Consider the following 18,725-nt stretch of genomic DNA (forward strand, 5'->3'; position numbering starts at 1 on the left):
GAGAAGAATCATGACTCATGAAGCACATCAACCCGCTCAGCGAGTGATGGTTCTTTACACTGGCGGCACCATCGGCATGCAGGCCAGCGCCAATGGCCTTGCCCCGGCGTCGGGCTTCGAAGCCCGAATGGCCGGGCAACTGGCCGAACTCCCCGAACTGGTCGTACCGCAGTGGCGTTTTCGCGAGATGTCGCCACTGATCGACAGCGCCAACATGACGCCAGCCTACTGGTTGCGTCTGCGTGAAGCGGTGATCGAAGCGGTCGATGTGGAGGGTTGTGACGCCGTGCTGGTGCTGCATGGCACCGACACGCTTGCCTACAGCGCGGCGGCCCTGGGCTTCCAGTTGCTGGGGCTCGATGCACCTGTCGTGTTTACCGGCTCCATGCTGCCTGCCGGTGTGCCGGACAGCGATGCGTGGGAAAACGTCAACGGTGCCCTGCTCGCGCTCGGTAACGGACTCGCGTCGGGGGTTCACCTGTATTTCCATGGCGAACTGATGGACCCGACCCGCTGCGCCAAGATCCGCAGCTTCGGGCGCAACCCGTTCGCGCCGTTGCAGCGCTCGCGTGGCGGTCATGCTGCCGTTTCCCTGCCTGACGCACTCGACTACCGTCAGCCCAGGACAATGGCCAGCGTGGCGGTGTTGCCGCTGTTCCCCGGTATCGGCGCCGCTCAACTGAATGGCCTGATCGACAGCGGCATTCAGGGTCTGGTGCTGGAATGCTTCGGCAACGGCACCGGCCCGAGTGACGATCCACAGTTCATCGCCAGCCTGGAAGACGCCCGTGCCCGTGGCATCTGCGTGATCGCAATCACGCAGTGCCATGAAGGCGGCGTGGAACTGGATGTCTACGAAGCGGGAAGCCGCCTGCGTGGTGCCGGTGTGCTGTCCGGCGGCGGCATGACGCGTGAGGCAGCGCTTGGCAAACTGCATACCCTGCTTGGCGCAGACCTGACGACTGAAGAAGTCCGACGGCTGGTCGAGCTGGATCTGTGTGGTGAGCTGCGCTGAGTCTATGAGAGGCTTCGGTGACTCAGGACTGGCCTGAGTCAACCGGAATATCGCAATACCCCTTCCCTCAGGAAACCTTGCTTTCCTCCTGCGCGCCACGAAGCATCGAGTCGAGATTTCGCTCGATATTTGCGCACAGCGCCGTCATCTGGATCTCGTGCTCGCTGGCCTTGAACGGGCTCTGCAGGTCGGTGCCGATCTTTTCGATTGCCAGCAGCATGAAGCCCACCACGGTGGACGCCAGCGGCGTGAACCAGCCGAGGGTTTCTACCAGGCCGATCGGTACGATCAGGCAGAACAGAGTAATGAACAGTCTTGGAAACGCCACGTATGGATAGGGCAGCGGCGTATTGGCGATGCGCTCCATGCCGCCCTGGCAGTTGGAGATGTCCACCATCGTCGACTCGAGACGGGCCAGACGGATGCTGTCCAGTCGGCCGGACTGGTATTCCTTGGCCAGCAGCGCCGCCGAGGTATTAAGCAGGTCGTTGGGGAAGTTGTTGGTGTCGAACCGACGCTCGAACTCTTCACGCGGGATCAGGGCCTGGACCTCATCACCACAATGCCCGCCCTTGAGGTGAGCAGACAGGCATTTGACGTAGGCGACGTGACGGCGCAGCAATGTGGCCTTCACGGGATTGATGCCGCCCTCGTCGTCTTCGACCAGCGTCAGCACCTGACGGGCGAAGCTGCGCGAGCTGTTGACCAGCGCGCCCCACAAGGTACGGGCTTCCCACCAGCGGTTGTAGGCGCTGGAATTACGGAAGCTGGTCAGCACCACCAGCGCCGAACCCAGCAGGGTCAACGGCATGGACGGCAAGGTGATCTTGCGTTCCAGGTACAGCATGAAATCGACCGTGACAATCACGTCCCAAATCAGCAGCCAGAACAACGACCAGCCCACATAACCGATTGTCTTGCCGAGAAATCGGAATTTTCCCATGATCGTCTGCTGCAAAGGCCTACCCCATCGATAAATAAGCGAGACCGCATTCGGACATCCTCGCTACTGCATGGCCTTTGAATGCCATTCCGGGAGATGGTTCGCAAACGGCCCGCTTTATCTCAGGGGTTCACACTTTTTCAGCAGCCGCTCAACGCTACTTGCGGACGCTCACCGGCAAAGAAAATCGGACGTAACCGGACACCGATGACGTTCCCGGCATAAGCCGCAACCAGCCACAGCCAGCCGTGCAGGCTGCCGGACGCGATGCCGCTGAAATACGCCCCGATATTGCAGCCATAAGCCAGACGAGAGCCGTAGCCGAGCAGCAGGCCACCGATTACCGCAGCCACGATCGAACGGGTCGGGATATTGAGGTTCGGCGCGAAACGTCCGGCCAGGCCTGCGGCGAGCAACGCGCCGAGCATGATGCCGATGTCCATTACGCTGGTGACGTCTTCCCAAACCGGCGCGGCCAGTGCCTTGGCATTCGCCGCGCTTTGCCAGAACACCCAACTGCCGACATCCACGCCCAGCCCGCTCGCGACCTTCGCGCCCCACAGCGCGAACGCTGAGGTGATGCCCCACGGCCGACCGGCCAGCGCCAGCGTGGCGTAGTTGAGGACAGCCAGTGCCACAGCACCCCAGACCAATACCCATGGGCCGCGCAGCAGTCGTCGAAGACCTGTGTGCTCGCTGGTGACAGGCGCTTCGAGTTCACCATGACGACGTTTTTCAAGGCGCACCGTGACAAAGGCAATCAGGGCGAACAGGGCCAGGTTGCCGATCAGCGCCGGGATCACGCCAAAGCTCTTGACCAGCGAAGTGGCCGGGAACGACGGCAGCGCGAACCACCAATCGACGTGGTGAGTGGCGATCAGCGAACCGAGAATGAAGAACAGCAGGGTCACCAGCATTCGCGCGTTGCCGCCGCCTGCCGTGAACAGAGTTCCGGAGGCACAGCCGCCGCCCAGTTGCATGCCGATACCGAAAATGAACGCACCGACTACCACCGAAACGCCGACCGGCGCGACCAGGCCCGTGACCGGTTGTCCGAACAGCGTGCCAGCGCCGAGCGCCGGGAAAAACAGCACCACAGCAACGGCCAGCATCACCATTTGTGCACGCAGGCCGGCACCGCGTCGCTCACGAATGAACACTCGCCAGGCCGACGTGAAACCAAACGCGGCGTGATACAGGGTGACGCCCAGCGCCGCGCCGACGATCCATAGCAGGACCTGATGAGCGCCGACGCTGAGCAGCAGAAACTGCGCGCCCATCAATAACAGGAACAACGCCGCCAGCGGCGCGCCGTAAGCACGGCCGGGTGTTGCAGAAGTGGAAGTGTTCATAGGTCTCTCGACGACAAGTAGCAGAAAGAAACGATTATACGTGTGCCACAGGCTTACTCGGACCAGACCTTGCGCAGCCTGTCCAGCGCATCGCTGATCTGCGCCTCGGGCACGGCGGCAAAACCCAGCACCAGCCCGGCCCGCTCATCCATGGGTTCGGTCGAATCCGGCAGCCAGTAGCTGCTCAGGGCATTGACCTCCACACCGACGCTGGACGCCTTTTCCACCAGCTCCCGCTCGCGTGCCAGGCTGTCGACCTTGACCATCACATGCAGCCCTGCCGCCACGCTGGGCATCGCCGCGCATCCTGCAAGATCGATGGGCCAACCGGCGAGCAACGCGTTGCGCCGACTCAGCGCGGCACGACGCATACGCCGGATGTGGCGCTGGAAGTGCCCCAGGGCGATGAACTGTGCCATTACCACCTGGGTGCTGACTTCGGTGTGGCGCATGTCAACAGCCTTGCGCTGACTGAAAGGCAGAACCAATTCCTGCGGCAACACCAGATAACCCAACCGCAGGGCCGGGAAGACAATCTTGCCAAAGGTGCCGATGTACAGCACTCGCCCGCTGCGATCCAGTGCGGCCAGGGGTGCCAATGGCGCACCGCTGTAACGGTATTCGCCATCGTAGTCGTCCTCGACAATCCAGCTCTGGTTCTTCTCGGCCCAGGCCAGCAGTTCCAGGCGTCTGGCCAGGCTCATGACCACACCGGTCGGGTATTGGTGAGATGGGGTGACGTAAGCCAATTTACAACCGGCCCGGGCGAGATCGGCGCAGCGCATCCCTTCCTCGTCGACGGCTACACCTGTCAGTCGGGCACCGGCGACTGCGAATGCATGAGCGGCCGCACGATAACCCGGATTTTCGACCGCAACGCTCTCGCCCGGCTCTACCAGCATCTGTGCACAAAGGCTGATGGCGTGTTGGGCGCCGCTGGTGATCACAATTTGCTCAGCGGTGCATTGCAGACCGCGCGATGAACGCAAATACGCGGCGATCAGCTCCCGCAGCCTCGGCTCTCCGGCTGCGGCGCCATAACCCAGCGAGGCAGGGTCCGGACGACGCCAGAAAGCCGCGTAGAGCTTGCCCCACAGGGCGAAAGGAAACAGATCGAAAGCGGGTACCCCGACACGAAAAGCCTTGGGCCGCTGCTCTGAAGGGGCTGGAAGATGGTGAGTTTTGATCCGATCAAGCGCAGATCTGTGGATAACTTCACCGTCCATATTATCCGCAGCCTGCTGCAAAACTGTGGATAAGCCTGTGGACAAAGGTGTAGACAAACCTGTGGACAAGTTGGTGGATAGTTTTCTTTTCGCAGCCTGATCGGACGCGCTGGCGCGGTCCGGCAAATGCGTGACATAGGTTCCATCCCCCACACGGGTTTCCGTGAAACCTTCGGCATACAACTGGTCGTAGGCGCGCATCACGCTGTTGCGGGAAATGGCCAGCAGGTCCGCGAGTTCGCGACTGGCGGGCAGACGCGTTCCGCTGGTCAATCGGGCGTCCAGTATCTGCTGGCGCAACTCGCGATACAGCTGCTTGCTCAGGCCCTGACGCCTGTCCAGCCTGATGCCGGTCAACGTTGAGGGGAATGCAGGAGCATCGGACGTCATCGGATTGGCTCTATGAAATCTATTGAAAATGGATCTTACAACAGACCAATGCCTTGCCTAGGATCTGTTCATCGGCCAAGGAGTACCGCCATGTACACACCCGTAGCATTCCGAGACAACGAAACATCCAGACTCCATGAGCAGATGAACCAGACCCGCCTGGCGATTCTGGTCACCTGGAACGAAGACGGCATGCAGGCATCACACTTGCCCCTCCTGCTACGCGAGGACCAGGGTCCCAACGGAACGCTTTACGGCCATCTGGCCAGGGGCAATCCACAGTGGCGGCAGCTGGAGACCTGCGCCGAAACGCTGGTGATCTTTCCCGGCGAGGACGCTTATGTCAGCCCGTCGTATTACCCGAGCAAAGCCGAGCATGGTCAGGTCGTGCCTACCTGGAACTACCTTGCGGTTCACGCCTACGGCAAGGCCGAAACCTTTACCGACGCGCCACGGCTGCGTCAGCTTCTGGATGAGCTGACGACCAGACACGAATCTGATCGGGCACAACCCTGGTCCATCGATGATGCACCCGCCGAGTACATTGCGAAAATGCTGGGAGCCATTGTCGGCTTCGCCCTGCCCGTCCAGCGACTGGAAGGCAAACGCAAACTCAGCCAGAACCGCAGCGCCCCGGACATCGCCGGGGTCCGCGACGGTCTTGCCGCCAGCCCGAAAATCAACGAACAGCAACTCGCCCGCTTGATGAGTACCCAGGAGAACGTTTGATGAGCGACATCCAGATTCGCCCCGTGACTGCTGACGACCACCACGAATGGCTGCCGCTGTGGCAGGCCTATCTGCGCTTTTACAAGACCGAACTGGCCGAAGGCGTCAGCGATGTGACCTGGCAGCGCCTGCTCGACCCGCAGGAGCCGACGCACTCGGCCCTGGCGTGGGTGGACGGCAAAGCGGTGGGCATGGTGAACTTTATCTACCATCGCTCCAACTGGAGCATCAGGAACGCCTGCTACCTGCAGGACCTGATTGTTGCGCCGGAACAGCGCGGCACCGGGATCGGCAGGCAGTTGATCGAGCATGTCTACGTGACCGCCAAGGCCGACGACTGTGACAAGGTTCACTGGCTGACCCACGAAACCAACGCCACGGCCATTCAGCTGTATGAACGCATCGCTGATCGCGCGGGCTACATTCAATTTCGCAAGGCTCTTTGAAGGAAGCAATCGATGTCCGAGACTCCACTGGATTGGCAAACCGCGACATTGCCCGGCCCGCAGACCCTGAATGGTCGCTTCATTCGCCTGGAAAAGCTGGAGACAGCCCGGCATGCGGATGACTTGTGGTCAGTGCTCCAGGGGCCGGCTGCCGACCCGAAGCTGTGGGACTACCTGCCCTACGGGCCGTTCAACGAGCGCAACGCGTTCGACGCCTGGCTGGCCGGGCATCAGGTGGCGACGGATCCGTGGTTCTATGCCGTGATCAATCAGCAGACCGGCAAGGCTGAAGGCGTGATCAGCTTTCTGTCGATCTTCGCGGTACATGGCAGGATCGAGATCGGACACGTGACCTTCAGCGCCGCCATGCAGCGCACGCCCAAGGGCACCGAGGCGATCTACCTGCTGGCCAGGGAAGCCTTTCGACTGGGCAACCGCCGCCTGGAATGGAAATGCAACGCCAACAACGCCCGCTCCAAACGTGCCGCTGATCGCTTCGGTTTCAGCTACGAAGGCACCTTCCGCCAGCACATGGTGGTCAAGGGTCTGAACAGAGACACCGCATGGTATTCGATCCTCGACAGCGAATGGCCCGCCCTGCGGACTGCATTCGAAGGCTGGCTGGCTGTGGATAACTTCAAGGAGGGCGCGCAGATCAAAGGGCTGGAAGCGTTTCGGCAGTAGGTTTCAGCGTGCGGGTCCGGGTCGGACGCGGAGCGTCCTGAGCGGCATTCCCACGCAGAGCGCTCATCGTTATACACAAGTCCGAAAGACGCGCAAAACGGGGCCAAAACGAAAGTGTCTGACTGAATGCATACCCCGTGGTCGCAACAAGACTCGGGTATAACGCTGAGCACAAGCATGGGCATGATCGGCGTGCTTGAGATCACGCTGATCGTTCCTACGCTCCGCGTGGGAATGCCTCCCAGGACGCTCCGCGTCCGCTCTTGAATGTGGCGCAGATGCGTGGACAAGCTCCAGCGTTATCCACGTCATGCGCTCGGCTCACTGAATCCGCAAGCTGTGCCATTTGTGACGCGGAGCGTCACGGGATGCATGCCCACGCGGAGCGATGGGCACGATCAGTGTTGAGGCGGATTTGTGTATAACGATGAGTGCTCCGCGTGGGCATACATCCCGGCTGTACGAATAAAAAAAGGGAGCCACGAAGGCTCCCCCAGAGGTAAACGGTTCAGCTGTCGGATCGGCTCTCTGCCCGATCAGCCTTCGATTTCGATCAGGACCTCGCCCGGATTCACGCGGTCGCCCTTGGTAACGTGGATGGCCACGACCTTGCCGGCGATGGAAGCCTGAACTTCGGTTTCCATCTTCATGGCTTCGGTGATCAGTACGGCCTGGCCGACCTTGACCATGTCGCCTTCCTTGACCAGCACGTCGACGATGTTGCCCGGCATGGTGGTGCTGACGTCGCCCGGCGCATGTGCCTGTTTACGCTTGCTGGCGCCGCCGCTGACGAATTCGTTGAGCGGTTCGAACACCACCTCTTCCGGCATGCCGTCAATCGACAGGTAGAAATGGCGCTTGCCTTCGGCCTTGACGCCCACACCGGTGATGTCCACACGATACGTTTCGCCGTGCACGTCGATCACGAATTCGGTCGGCACGCCCTCTCCGCCTGCGCGGGCAACGCTGCCCGCTTCAGGGATCGGCAGCAGCAGCTCAGGTGTCAGCGTTCCGGCCGCACGTTCTTCGAGGAACTTGCGACCGATGTCCGGGAACATGGCAAACGTCAGGACATCCTCTTCGGATTTGGCCAGCGCGCCGATGTCAGCCCGCAGCTTGGTCATCTCCGGCTTGAGCAGATCAGCCGGGCGCACATCGATCAACTCTTCGTTGCCGATGGCCTGACGGCGCAGTTTCTCGTCCACCTGACCCGGCGCCTTGCCGTAGCCACCCTGCAGGTAAAGTTTCACTTCATTGGTGATGGTCTTGTAGCGCTCACCCGCCAGCACGTTGAAGAACGCCTGGGTACCGACGATCTGCGAGGTCGGCGTGACCAGCGGCGGATAGCCCAGGTCCTTCCGTACCCGCGGGATTTCAGCCAGCACTTCGTTCATGCGGTTGAGCGCGCCCTGCTCCTTGAGCTGGTTGGCCAGGTTGGAAATCATCCCACCCGGCACCTGATTGACCTGCACGCGGGTATCGACAGCGGTAAATTCGCTTTCGAACTGGTGGTACTTCTTGCGCACGGCGTAGAAGTACAGACCGATGTCCTGCAGCAGTTCCAGATCCAGCCCGGTGTCGAACTCGCTGCCCTTGAGCGCCGCGACCATGGATTCAGTGCCCGGATGGCTAGTGCCCCAGGCGAAGCTGGAGATGGCGGTGTCGATGTGATCAGCGCCGTTTTCGACCGCCTTGAGCTGACACATGGCAGCCAGACCGGCTGTGTCATGGGAGTGAATGAACACCGGCAGCGACTGTTCGGCTTTCAGCGCACGGACCAGCTCGCCGGTGGCGAATGGCGTCAGCAGGCCGGCCATGTCCTTGATCGCGACCGAATCGCAGCCCATGGCCTCCATCTGCCTGGCCTGCGCCACGAACGCATCAATGGTATGAACCGGGCTGGTGGTGTAAGCGATGGTGCCTTGCGCATGCTTGCCCGCCGCCTTCACCGCCTCAATGGCTACGCGCAGGTTACGCACATCGTTCATGGCATCGAAAATGCGGAACACGTCGATGCCGTTGACGGCCGCCTTGGCAACGAAGGCCCTGACCACGTCATCGCTGTAGTGACGGTAGCCCAGCAGGTTCTGACCGCGCAGCAGCATTTGCAGGCGGGTATTGGGCAGCGCCGCACGCAGCTGACGCAGGCGCTCCCATGGGTCTTCCTTCAGAAAGCGCACGCAGGCATCGAAGGTCGCGCCGCCCCAGACTTCCAGCGACCAGTAGCCGACCTTGTCGAGCTTTTCGCAGATCGGCAGCATGTCTTCGGTGCGCATGCGCGTAGCCAGCAACGATTGGTGAGCATCACGCAGGATGGTGTCGGTAACGAAGATCTTCTTGGACATGGGTGTATTCCTTACAGGCCTGCGTGGGCGGCAATGGCGGCAGCGATGGCCAGAGCCAGCTCTTCGGGTTTGCGCTTGATCGAGTAGTTGGTCAGTTCAGGGTGGCTTTCGACAAAGCTGGTGTTGAACTCACCACTGCGGAATTCAGGGTTACGCAGGATTTCCTGGTAATAGGCAGCCGTGGTTTTCACCCCTTGCAGGCGCATGTCGTCCAGGGCACGCAGGCCGCGGTCCATTGCCTCTTCCCAGGTCAGCGCCCAGACAATCAGCTTCAGACACATCGAGTCGTAGAACGGCGGAATGGTGTAGCCGGTGTAGATCGCCGTGTCGGTGCGCACACCAGGGCCACCGGGTGCGTAATAGCGAGTGATCTTGCCGAAGCTGGGCAGGAAGTTGTTCTTGGGGTCTTCGGCGTTGATGCGGAACTGCAACGCGAAGCCGCGATGGATAATGTCTTCCTGCTTGACTGACAACGGCTGGCCGGACGCGATACGAATCTGCTCGCGGACAATGTCGATACCGGTGATTTCCTCGGTGATGGTGTGCTCCACCTGAACGCGGGTGTTCATTTCCATGAAGTACACTTCGCCATCGGCGAGCAGGAACTCCACGGTGCCTGCATTCTCGTAACCCACCGCCTTGGCCGCGCGCACCGACAGATCGCCAATGTAAGCGCGCTGTTCCGGCGTCAGTTGCGGGCTCGGAGCGATTTCGATCAGTTTCTGGTTGCGGCGCTGAATCGAGCAGTCGCGCTCGAACAGATGCACGACGTTGCCAAAGCTGTCACCCAGAATCTGCGCTTCGATGTGCTTGGGATTGACGATGCATTTTTCCAGGAATACCTCGGCCGAACCGAAGGCCTTGGTCGCTTCCGAGATGACTCGGGGAAAAGCCTGCTCCAGTTCTTCACGGCTGTTGCAGCGCCGGATGCCCCGTCCACCGCCGCCGGAAGTCGCCTTGAGCATCACCGGGTAACCGATGCGATCCCCTTCGATCAGCGCCTCATGGATGTCGGCCACATTGCCTTCGGTACCCGGCGTCACCGGCACACCTGCCTTGATCATGCTGCGGCGCGCTTCGGTCTTGTCACCCATACGGCGGATGACCTCAGCGGAAGGACCGATGAATTTGATCCCGCGTTCGGCGCAGATGTCTGCCAGTTCGGCGTTTTCCGAGAGAAAACCATAACCGGGATGCAATGCATCACAACCGGTTTCCACAGCGAGATTGACCAGCTTGCGCGGATTGAGATAACCCGCAAGCGGTTCGGCGCCAATGCTATAGGCTTCGTCGGCGCGTTTGACATGCAGGGCATGGCGATCGGCGTCGGAAAAGATCGCCACCGAGCGAATGCCCATCTCGGCACAGGCGCGCACGATACGGACGGCAATCTCTCCCCGGTTGGCAATCAGTATTTTTGTTATCACTGGCGTTTCCTCGACCTTAAGGACCAACGTCCTGGCTGCTTTTTGTAACGAAGCATGTGACTGAATGCCGCAGGGACACCCTATGCCTGATCGAGAATTAATAAAAATGAGTAAAAGTTGGGTCAGCCATAAGCAAAAGCTTATAGTCATCATCTTGACCAGCAACAGGAATCTATAAGAATGCGTAAGTCATTGATGCGTATGACATTACGTCAGCTGCGTATTTTCAATGAGGTGTGCGACCTGCGCTCCTATAGCCGCGCGGCTGAGGAAGTGGCGCTGACTCAGCCTGCAGTCAGCCTGCAGATTCGTCAGCTTGAAGAACTGGTCGGCCAGCCTTTGTTCGAGTACGTCGGCAAGAAGCTTTACCTCACCGAGGCAGCCCAAGCACTGCAGGCCGCCAGCAAGGATATTTTCGGGCGCCTGGAAAACCTCGATATGCAGCTCTCGGACATGCAGGGTTCGCTGCAAGGTCAGTTGAAGCTGGCCATCGAGTCCAGTTGCAAGTATTTCGTCCCGCACCTGTTTGCCGCTTTCAAACGCCATTACCCGGAAGTCAGTCTCAACCTGACCGTGGTGAACCGGGCGCTGGTGATCAGAAGACTCTCGGACAACCGTGATGATCTGGTGATCATATCAATGGTGCCGCAGGACATGGGGCTGGAGTTTCTGCCGTTCCTCAACAACCCCATCGTTGCCGTGGCGCCACCGGATCATCCGCTGTGCAGTCACACATCCCTGAACCTGCGGGATCTGGAACCCTGGCCGCTGCTGACCCGCGAGCCTGGATCAGGCACACGTCGGGCCTGCGAGGAGTATTTCAAGGAGAAGCGTGTGCACTTCACGCAGACGTCGGAAGTGTCTTCAAGCGAGGCCCAGCGCGAATGCGTGGTGGCGGGGCTGGGACTGGCCATGCTGACACGTCATGCGGTGTGTCAGGAACTCGCCACCGGCGCGCTCGTGGAGCTGCCCGTGGCGGAGTTGCCGCTGTATCGAAGCTGGTGCGTGGTTCAGGGCAGAGACAAACGCCTGTCTCCGGTAGCTCACGCCTTTCTGGCATTCATTCGCAGTGAACGTGCGCAGATCAGCCAGCTTGTCGAACGTTTCGACGGCCGTCCTCGGACGGCGTGAGGGTCTGCCAGACGGTACCGGTCACGCCATCCAGATAATCAGACAGGTCCTGATTGAGCTGGCGCGCTTCACAGTAGCTCTCGATAGCGCGACGAAATTCCATGCGACGCTGATCTTCCTGCTGACGGCGGGTTTTCACGGTGCTGTTGGGTAAATCGTCGTAGTGCCGAGCCATGTCCTGTCTCCCAATACGTTTCGTGGAAGAGCATCTTCACACCTCGCTGTTACGAAGACGCGGCGAATGCATGACAAGACCGTTACATTTTTCAGGGCCATTGGCCGAAAAATATACATATGTATTCCAGTTCGAGAGACCAATCGTCAGACACTGGCCCTGCAGGACGCAAATCACCGGCAACCGGCCGGTGACATCCTCTACAGCAAGGAGCTGAAAAAATGACTATCGACAACAAGAACTGGCGTGCACGCGATGACCGGATGCCCGGTTCAAACACCTTTACGGTAACTGGCGTCGTACCCACCGGTGCCAGCAACGATATTCCCACGCTGGCCCTCAGTGGCAAACCGAGTGCAGCTGGCCAATTGAATCTGGAACTGAGCTACAGCGAAGAAGGTATCGGCTTGCAGGTTCTGGGCGAGGCGCAAGTTACATACGCCCAGCCAAGCGACGCAACCATTACCTCTGTTCGCGTTTATCACAACGATCAGTTGCTGGTGTGCATTGATGATGTAGAAGTTACGCATTGATCAACGCGTAGCAGGCTTTCGCATAACGACGCCCGCCAGTGACCTGAAGGTCTCTGGCGGGCGTTTAGTTGCTGTGTGTTGCTGATTGCGAACGCTGTCAGTCTTCGTGAGGCTTGATCGATTTCGGTGACAGACGAAGGCTGCGCAAGCTGCGCTTCACGCTCTTGAGGTGATTGACCAGGCTCGGGCCACGCGCCATGGCAACACCCATCGCCAGCACATCGATCACCACCAGATGCGCGATGCGCGAGGTCAGCGGGGTATAGATCTCGGTGTCTTCGTGAACATCGATCGCCAGGTTGACCGATGACAGCTCGGCCAATGGTGTCTGACTCGGGCAAAGCGTAATCAGGGTCGCACCGCTTTCACGCACCATGTTCGCCGTGATCAGCAGGTCCTTGGAGCGGCCGGACTGGGAAATGCACACCGCAACGTCTGTCGGCTTGAGCGTCGCCGCCGACATGGCCTGCATGTGCGGGTCGGAGTACGCCGCTGCCGTCAACAGCAGGCGGAAGAACTTGTGCTGTGCATCGGCTGCTACGGCACCGGATGCACCAAAGCCATAGAACTCGACACGATTGGCACCCGCCATGGCAGTGACTGCCAGTTGCAGCGCATGGGGGTCGAGATTCTCGCGCACTTCCATCAGGGTATGCAGGGTGGTGTCGAAAATCTTCAGGCTGTAGTCGGCGACCGAATCGTCTTCGTGAATCGCGAACTGCCCGAAACTGGCGCCTGCGGCGAGGCTCTGGGCCAGTTTGAGCTTGAGATCCTGAAACCCGGTGCAACCGATGGCGCGACAGAAGCGCACGATGGTGGGCTCGCTGATGCCCACGCTATGGGCAAGATCAGCCATGGAACTGTGCATCACAGCCGCAGGGTCGAGCAGCACATGGTCGGCTACCTTGAGCTCCGATTTGCGCAGCAGATGACGTGACTGGGCGATGTGTTGCAGCAGATTCAAAAGGCAGACTCGATAATGAAGCAGTGGGCGGGTTGTAGCTTTCTTGTAGTTATACTACATGACCTGCGAGACGCCCAGTTAAACGAACGTGAAACGTCTAGCGCTGCATTTAGAAGGGCAAATCATAAAAATATGTGGGAATAATCCTACATCCGCAAAATTTTCCCGCATATGACTGTCGGCTTAAAATGATTGAAGCAGAATTCCAGCCATCGCGGTCGCTTCGATCGGGCGACTGATCAGATAACCCTGCACTTCATCACAGCCATGGCTCCTGAGAAATTCCAGCTGGCTCTGGTTTTCCACGCCTTCGGCAACCACCTTCAAACCCAGGCTGTGGGCCATGGAGATAATCGCCTGAATGATGGCGGCGTCTTCGGTGCCATCGCCCAACCCGCTGATGAATGCACGGTCGATTTTCACGTAGTCCACCGGAAACCGTCGCAGGTAGCTCAATGAAGAGTAGCCGGTGCCGAAATCGTCGATGGCCAGTTTTACGCCCAGGTCGCGCAACTGTTGAAAGGTCACAATGATGTGTTCGACGCTGTCGAGCAACTGGCTTTCGGTCAGCTCCAGTTCCAGCCATTGCGGTGCCAGTCCGGTTTCCTCAAGCACCTGGCGAACCAGGCTCACCAGTTTTCCCTGACGCAACTGATGCACTGACAGGTTGACCGACACCCTGATCGGCGCCATGCCCTGACGCTGCCATTCACACGCCTGCCAACAGGCCTGGCGCAGCACGAACTCGCCGATGGCGCTGATCAGCCCGGTCTCCTCGGCAAGCCCGATGAACTCACCCGGCGCAACCATGCCGCGCTGCGGATGGTGCCAGCGCACCAGGGCTTCGGCAGAATCCAGGCGCCCGGTCCTGAGGCACAGTTTGGGCTGATAGAAGACCTGGAGTTGCTGTTCGTCGACAGCCCTGCGCAGTTGAATTTCAAGCTGCAGACGCTCAAGCGTGCTGGCCTGCAGGCTCTGGGTAAAAAACTGAAAGTTGTTGCCGCCCAGATGTTTGGCATGCTGCATCGCCATGTTCGCCTGACTCACCAGTGCCGAGACCTCACGGGCCGAGTCCGACAGTAGGCTGATGCCCACCGATGCGCTGATCACCAGTTCGTGACCTGCCACCGACAGCGGTACGCGCAATTTGCCCAGCAGGCGATTGGTTACGCGGGCAAGGCTGGACAGGTTCGAGTAGCCGTCAAACAGTACGGCGAACTCATCACCGGAAAGCCTGGCGATGGTGTCGGCTTCCGGCATGGCGCTACTCAAGCGACGTGCAACGTGCCTGAGCAATTGGTCAGCGATTTCATGACCCAGGCTTTCGTTGAGCAGCTTGAAGCGGTCGAGATTGATATGCAGCAGCGCCAGACTTCTGCCTCCCGACCGCACACGCTCGCGGGCCTCACGCAGCCGTTCGTTGAACAGCGAACGGTTGGCCAGCCCGGTCAACTCATCGAAATGCGCCAGATAGCGCATGCGTTCTTCAGCCGCACGGCGCGATGATAGATCGGAGAAGAAGCCGACAATGTGGCTCAGTTTTCCTGCCTTATCGAGCACAACGTTCAACTGCAGCCATTGCGGATACAGCTCACCGTTCTTGCGTGCTTCGACCAGCTCGCCTTGCCATCGACCGGTCTGTTCCAGAGATTGATGAATGGCTTGAAAGTGACGGCGCGCATCGCGGCTGCTGGCAATGTCGGTCACTCGGCGTCCGATCACATCTTCCGGCTGATACCCACTGACCCGGCTAAAGGCCTGATTCACCGTGAGGATGCAGTAGTCCGGATCGAAGATCACTATGCCTTCGCTGGCGGCGTCGAACACGGTGGCCGCCAGACGCGGCGGGCTCTTGCTCAATGCCTGATTGGCTTCCTCCAGTTCAAGCGTGCGCTGGGCAACACGATCCTCCAGCCCGCTCTGTGCCTCCCTCAAGCCGCGCTCGGCTTCGCGGCGCTGATCGATTTCATGAGCCAGCTCGGTATTGAGCGCATCACTGGTCGCCTGTGCCTGCTGCAGATGCTCGATCAGGGCCTGGTTCTGGAAGCGCCTCAACAGGCTGCGCTCCAGCAGACGATTGACCTGCCACGCCACCACGCTCAGGGCAAACAACAGGATCAGGCCGAGCCATCCCCAACCGCGAAACGGTACGTTACCGCCCCAGAACAGGTACAGGATCGGCGGCAACAGGCAAGACAGGCTGAACACCAGAAACGCGGAAATGCTGACGGCGTAGGCGACACTGGCGGACAGGATCGCAGCGCCAATCAAGCCGAATACCCAGGCCTGCTGCTCGAAATTTTCCACCGGGACCAGCACCACTGCCGCAGCGGCCAGGGTCAGGCCGCTGACACAGGCGCCCATGATAAACATCCTGCGCCAGACCGGTTGCGCCTGACGCTCTCTGGAGGCCGCTTCGAACGCGGCGACCTGAATGATCCGCAGGCAGACCAGCGCAGACAGCCAGCCCAGCCAGATCCACACCAGCAGATAGCGTTCGGCGCCCCAGAGCAACCAGGCACAGACAAGACCGTTCAGAAACATGAACAGTGTCGGCAGCAGTGAGCCCTGATAAAGAAGACGTGTGCGTTCGAGCGCCAAGGGCGCGGCGAACTGCCGGTAGAGGTCGCGGCGAGTGTTTTCAAGGACCTCGCCAGCGCTGAAACGGTATGTCATGGCGTCGTTCTTATCGTTGATCAGACCCCGCATGCGCCCGGTCAGGAGCGTTCAAAAGGGGTCTTGGCCCTGAGCGTGTGCGGAGCATACACAAGGCCTTGAGCAGACCAAACTGCCGGACCAAACAAAAATATCAATATGCCACCGCCCTGAGTGATCTGCCCTCGCTCAAGGCACGGCGCGCAACGCTCTCTGCACCGACCGACCGGTCGTCAGCCCCAACGATTTTTTATTGCCCCACGCAAAGCATGGTTTGCCCACCATGACGCAGCACCCTAGAATGCGCCGATGCGCGATGATCTCTCTCTTCTTCTTAATTCCCTCAACGATGCCCAGCGTCAGGCCGTAGCCGCCTCCCTGGGTCGTCAGTTGGTCCTGGCCGGTGCTGGCTCCGGCAAAACCCGTGTGCTGGTGCATCGCATCGCCTGGCTGATGCAGGTCGAGCAAGCCTCCCCGCACTCGGTCCTGTCGGTGACGTTCACCAACAAGGCCGCCGCCGAGATGCGCCATCGCATCGAGCAACTGATGGGCATCAGCCCGGCAGGCATGTGGGTCGGAACGTTCCACGGCCTGGCGCACCGCCTGCTGCGGGCGCACTGGCAGGAAGCCGGGCTGGTGCAGACCTTTCAGATTCTGGACAGCGACGACCAGCAACGTCTGGTCAAACGCGTGATCCGCGAGCTGGGTCTGGACGAGCAACGCTGGCCTGCCCGTCAGGCGCAGTGGTTCATCAATGGCCAGAAAGACGAAGGGCTGCGTCCGCAGCACATTCAGGCCAGCGGCGACCTGTTCCTGACCACCATGCGCAGCATCTATGAAGCCTATGAGGCGGCCTGCCAACGTGCCGGCGTGATCGACTTCTCCGAACTGCTGCTGCGCGCGCTCGACCTGTGGCGCGACAACCCCGGTCTGCTGGCGCACTATCAGCGCCGCTTCCGCCACGTGCTGGTGGACGAATTCCAGGACACCAACGCCGTGCAGTACGCCTGGTTGCGTCTGTTGGCTCAGGGTGGCGACAGCCTGATGGTGGTCGGCGACGACGATCAGTCCATCTACGGCTGGCGCGGCGCGAAGATCGAGAACATTCACCAGTATTCGTCCGACTTCCCGGATACCGAAGTCATCCGTCTGGAGCAGAACTACCGCTCCACGGCGAGCATCCTCAAAGCGGCCAACGGCTTGATCGTCAACAACAGCGGCCGCCTGGGTAAAGAGCTGTGGACCGATGTCGGCGACGGCGAGCTGATCAGCCTGTATGCCGCCTTCAACGAACACGATGAAGCGCGTTATGTGGTCGAGACCATCGAGAGCGTGCTCAAGACCGGTATCTCGCGTAACGACATCGCCATTCTCTACCGCTCCAACGCCCAGTCGCGGGTGCTGGAAGAAGCCCTGCTGCGCGAACGCATTCCATACCGCATCTACGGCGGCCAGCGATTCTTCGAACGCGCCGAGATCAAGAACGCCATGGCGTATCTGCGCTTGCTGGAAGGTCGCGGCAACGACGCGGCGCTTGAGCGGGTCATCAACGTTCCGGCGCGCGGCATCGGTGAAAAGACCGTTGAAGCGATTCGTGAACATGCCCGTCATGCCGACGTGTCGATGTGGGAAGCGATGCGCCTGCTGGTCGCCAATAAAGGCCTGACCGGCCGTGCGGCGACTGCGCTGGGCGGGTTCATCGAGCTGATCGAGAACCTGTCGGCCAAGGTCATGGACATGCCGCTGCACCTGATGACCCAGACCGTCATCGAGCAGTCCGGGCTGATCACCTATCACGAGCAGGAAAAAGGCGAGAAAGGCCAGGCCCGGGTAGAAAACCTTGAGGAACTGGTCAGCGCCGCGCGCGCTTTCGAGAACACCGAAAGTGAAGAAGACCTGACCCCGCTGGCGGCCTTCCTCGGGCATGCGTCGCTGGAAGCCGGTGACACTCAGGCCCAGGAGCACGAAGAAAGCATCCAGCTGATGACGCTGCACAGCGCCAAGGGTCTGGAGTTTCCGCACGTGTTCCTGGTGGGCATGGAAGAGGGATTGTTCCCGCACAAGATGAGCCTGGAAGAGCCCGGCCGTCTTGAAGAGGAGCGCCGTCTGGCTTACGTCGGCATTACCCGCGCCATGCAGCAACTGGTCATGACCTACGCCGAGACGCGTCGCCTGTACGGCAGCGAGACCTACAACAAGGTCTCGCGTTTCGTACGCGAAATCCCGCCCGCGCTGATTCAGGAAGTGCGCTTGTCCAACAGCGTCAGCCGACCATTCGGCGGCACGCAGAAGGTCAACAACAGCAGCCTGTTCACCGGTACCGGCATCCCGGAAACCGAGTTCACCCTGGGCCAGCGCGTGCAGCATGCCGTATTCGGCGAAGGCGTGATCCTCAACTTCGAAGGCGCTGGCGCTCAGGCACGCGTTCAGGTCAACTTCGCCGAAGGCAGCAAGTGGCTGATGATGGGCTACGCGAAGCTGGTGGCGTTGTAATCGGACGCTGATTGTCCCCGGCGCTCTGCGGCCGCCCTTGGAGGTGACGCGGAGCGTCACGGCTGCATGCCCACGCGGAGCATGGGCAGGATCGGTGTGCTTGAGACCACGCTGATCGTTCCCACGCTCCAGCGTGGTAACGCCGCCCAGGACGCTCCGCGTCCGCTCTGGAATGCGACACATATTTCCGTCACAACACGCCCACTTGGAGCATGGA

The 18,725-nt window shown here is 60.2% G+C and carries 15 protein-coding genes; 7 read left to right on the forward strand and 8 right to left on the reverse strand.

The annotated features are described in order from the left end of the window. The first annotated feature begins 10 nt into the window (after positions 1 to 10). Positions 11 to 1,015: an asparaginase gene (locus tag CFBP1590_RS26960; protein WP_029242124.1), complete on the forward strand. Its 1,005-nt coding sequence runs from the start codon at positions 11 to 13 to the stop codon at positions 1,013 to 1,015. A 67-nt stretch (positions 1,016 to 1,082) separates the two neighbouring features. On the opposite strand, the gene CFBP1590_RS26965 is transcribed toward CFBP1590_RS26960, so the two are convergent. The 3 genes from CFBP1590_RS26965 to pdxR form a co-directional block, all read right to left on the reverse strand. Further along, positions 1,083 to 1,958 carry a bestrophin family protein gene (locus CFBP1590_RS26965; protein ID WP_162850630.1) on the reverse strand — a complete coding sequence of 292 codons (876 nt, stop codon included), beginning with the start codon at positions 1,956 to 1,958 and terminating at the stop codon, positions 1,083 to 1,085. A 140-nt stretch (positions 1,959 to 2,098) separates the two neighbouring features. Beyond that, positions 2,099 to 3,310 (reverse strand): YeeE/YedE family protein, encoded by a 1,212-nt coding sequence (locus tag CFBP1590_RS26970; RefSeq protein WP_025995451.1) that lies wholly within the window; start codon positions 3,308 to 3,310, stop codon positions 2,099 to 2,101. 53 nt (positions 3,311 to 3,363) lie between these two features. After that, entirely contained in the window at positions 3,364 to 4,926 is a 1,563-nt protein-coding gene (gene pdxR / locus CFBP1590_RS26975) for a MocR-like pyridoxine biosynthesis transcription factor PdxR (protein WP_058430841.1), read from the reverse strand. Between the two features lie 90 nt (positions 4,927 to 5,016). On the opposite strand from pdxR, the gene CFBP1590_RS26980 reads away from it, so the two are divergent. From CFBP1590_RS26980 to CFBP1590_RS26990, 3 genes are read left to right on the forward strand one after another with little or no spacing between them, the layout of a single operon-like run. Next, positions 5,017 to 5,655: an FMN-binding negative transcriptional regulator gene (locus CFBP1590_RS26980; protein WP_029242120.1), complete on the forward strand. Its 639-nt coding sequence runs from the start codon at positions 5,017 to 5,019 to the stop codon at positions 5,653 to 5,655. Continuing rightward, positions 5,655 to 6,101, forward strand: coding sequence for a GNAT family N-acetyltransferase (locus CFBP1590_RS26985; protein WP_088236308.1), 447 nt, complete (start codon positions 5,655 to 5,657; stop codon positions 6,099 to 6,101). Before CFBP1590_RS26980 ends, CFBP1590_RS26985 begins: the two co-directional genes overlap by 1 nt. Positions 6,102 to 6,113: 12 nt before the next feature. Further along, positions 6,114 to 6,785 carry a GNAT family N-acetyltransferase gene (locus CFBP1590_RS26990; RefSeq protein ID WP_029242118.1) on the forward strand — a complete coding sequence of 224 codons (672 nt, stop codon included), beginning with the start codon at positions 6,114 to 6,116 and terminating at the stop codon, positions 6,783 to 6,785. Positions 6,786 to 7,321: 536 nt separating this feature from the next. Here CFBP1590_RS26990 and oadA read toward each other — a convergent pair. After that, on the reverse strand, positions 7,322 to 9,130 hold the full coding sequence (oadA, locus tag CFBP1590_RS26995; RefSeq protein ID WP_088236309.1) for a sodium-extruding oxaloacetate decarboxylase subunit alpha: 1,809 nt from the start codon (positions 9,128 to 9,130) through the stop codon (positions 7,322 to 7,324). Between the two features lie 11 nt (positions 9,131 to 9,141). After that, positions 9,142 to 10,557 (reverse strand): acetyl-CoA carboxylase biotin carboxylase subunit, encoded by a 1,416-nt coding sequence (locus CFBP1590_RS27000; protein ID WP_025995457.1) that lies wholly within the window; start codon positions 10,555 to 10,557, stop codon positions 9,142 to 9,144. 180 nt (positions 10,558 to 10,737) lie between these two features. Between CFBP1590_RS27000 and CFBP1590_RS27005 the strand changes: the two genes are divergently transcribed. Continuing rightward, entirely contained in the window at positions 10,738 to 11,688 is a 951-nt protein-coding gene (locus CFBP1590_RS27005) for a LysR family transcriptional regulator (protein ID WP_088236310.1), read from the forward strand. Here CFBP1590_RS27005 and CFBP1590_RS27010 read toward each other — a convergent pair. Then, the gene (locus CFBP1590_RS27010) at positions 11,642 to 11,863 is read right to left on the reverse strand and encodes a PA3496 family putative envelope integrity protein (RefSeq protein WP_050575475.1); all 222 of its coding nucleotides are present in this window, start codon (positions 11,861 to 11,863) and stop codon (positions 11,642 to 11,644) included. The two genes, CFBP1590_RS27005 and CFBP1590_RS27010, sit on opposite strands and share 47 nt — an antisense overlap. Positions 11,864 to 12,084: 221 nt before the next feature. Here CFBP1590_RS27010 and CFBP1590_RS27015 point away from each other — a divergent pair, with 221 nt between their 5' ends. After that, positions 12,085 to 12,396, forward strand: coding sequence for a hypothetical protein (locus CFBP1590_RS27015; RefSeq protein ID WP_088236311.1), 312 nt, complete (start codon positions 12,085 to 12,087; stop codon positions 12,394 to 12,396). 97 nt (positions 12,397 to 12,493) lie between these two features. On the opposite strand, the gene hexR is transcribed toward CFBP1590_RS27015, so the two are convergent. Further along, positions 12,494 to 13,360, reverse strand: a complete 867-nt coding sequence (gene hexR, locus CFBP1590_RS27020; RefSeq protein WP_004881672.1) for a transcriptional regulator HexR — start codon at positions 13,358 to 13,360, stop codon at positions 12,494 to 12,496. Between the two features lie 183 nt (positions 13,361 to 13,543). Further along, positions 13,544 to 15,904 carry a putative bifunctional diguanylate cyclase/phosphodiesterase gene (locus tag CFBP1590_RS27025; protein WP_374729080.1) on the reverse strand — a complete coding sequence of 787 codons (2,361 nt, stop codon included), beginning with the start codon at positions 15,902 to 15,904 and terminating at the stop codon, positions 13,544 to 13,546. A 420-nt stretch (positions 15,905 to 16,324) separates the two neighbouring features. Here CFBP1590_RS27025 and uvrD point away from each other — a divergent pair, with 420 nt between their 5' ends. Then, the gene (gene uvrD / locus CFBP1590_RS27030) at positions 16,325 to 18,508 is read left to right on the forward strand and encodes a DNA helicase II (protein WP_025995461.1); all 2,184 of its coding nucleotides are present in this window, start codon (positions 16,325 to 16,327) and stop codon (positions 18,506 to 18,508) included. Positions 18,509 to 18,725: the final 217 nt, after the last annotated feature.

It is taken from the genome of Pseudomonas viridiflava (assembly GCF_900184295.1).
Lineage (GTDB): Bacteria > Pseudomonadota > Gammaproteobacteria > Pseudomonadales > Pseudomonadaceae > Aquipseudomonas > Aquipseudomonas viridiflava.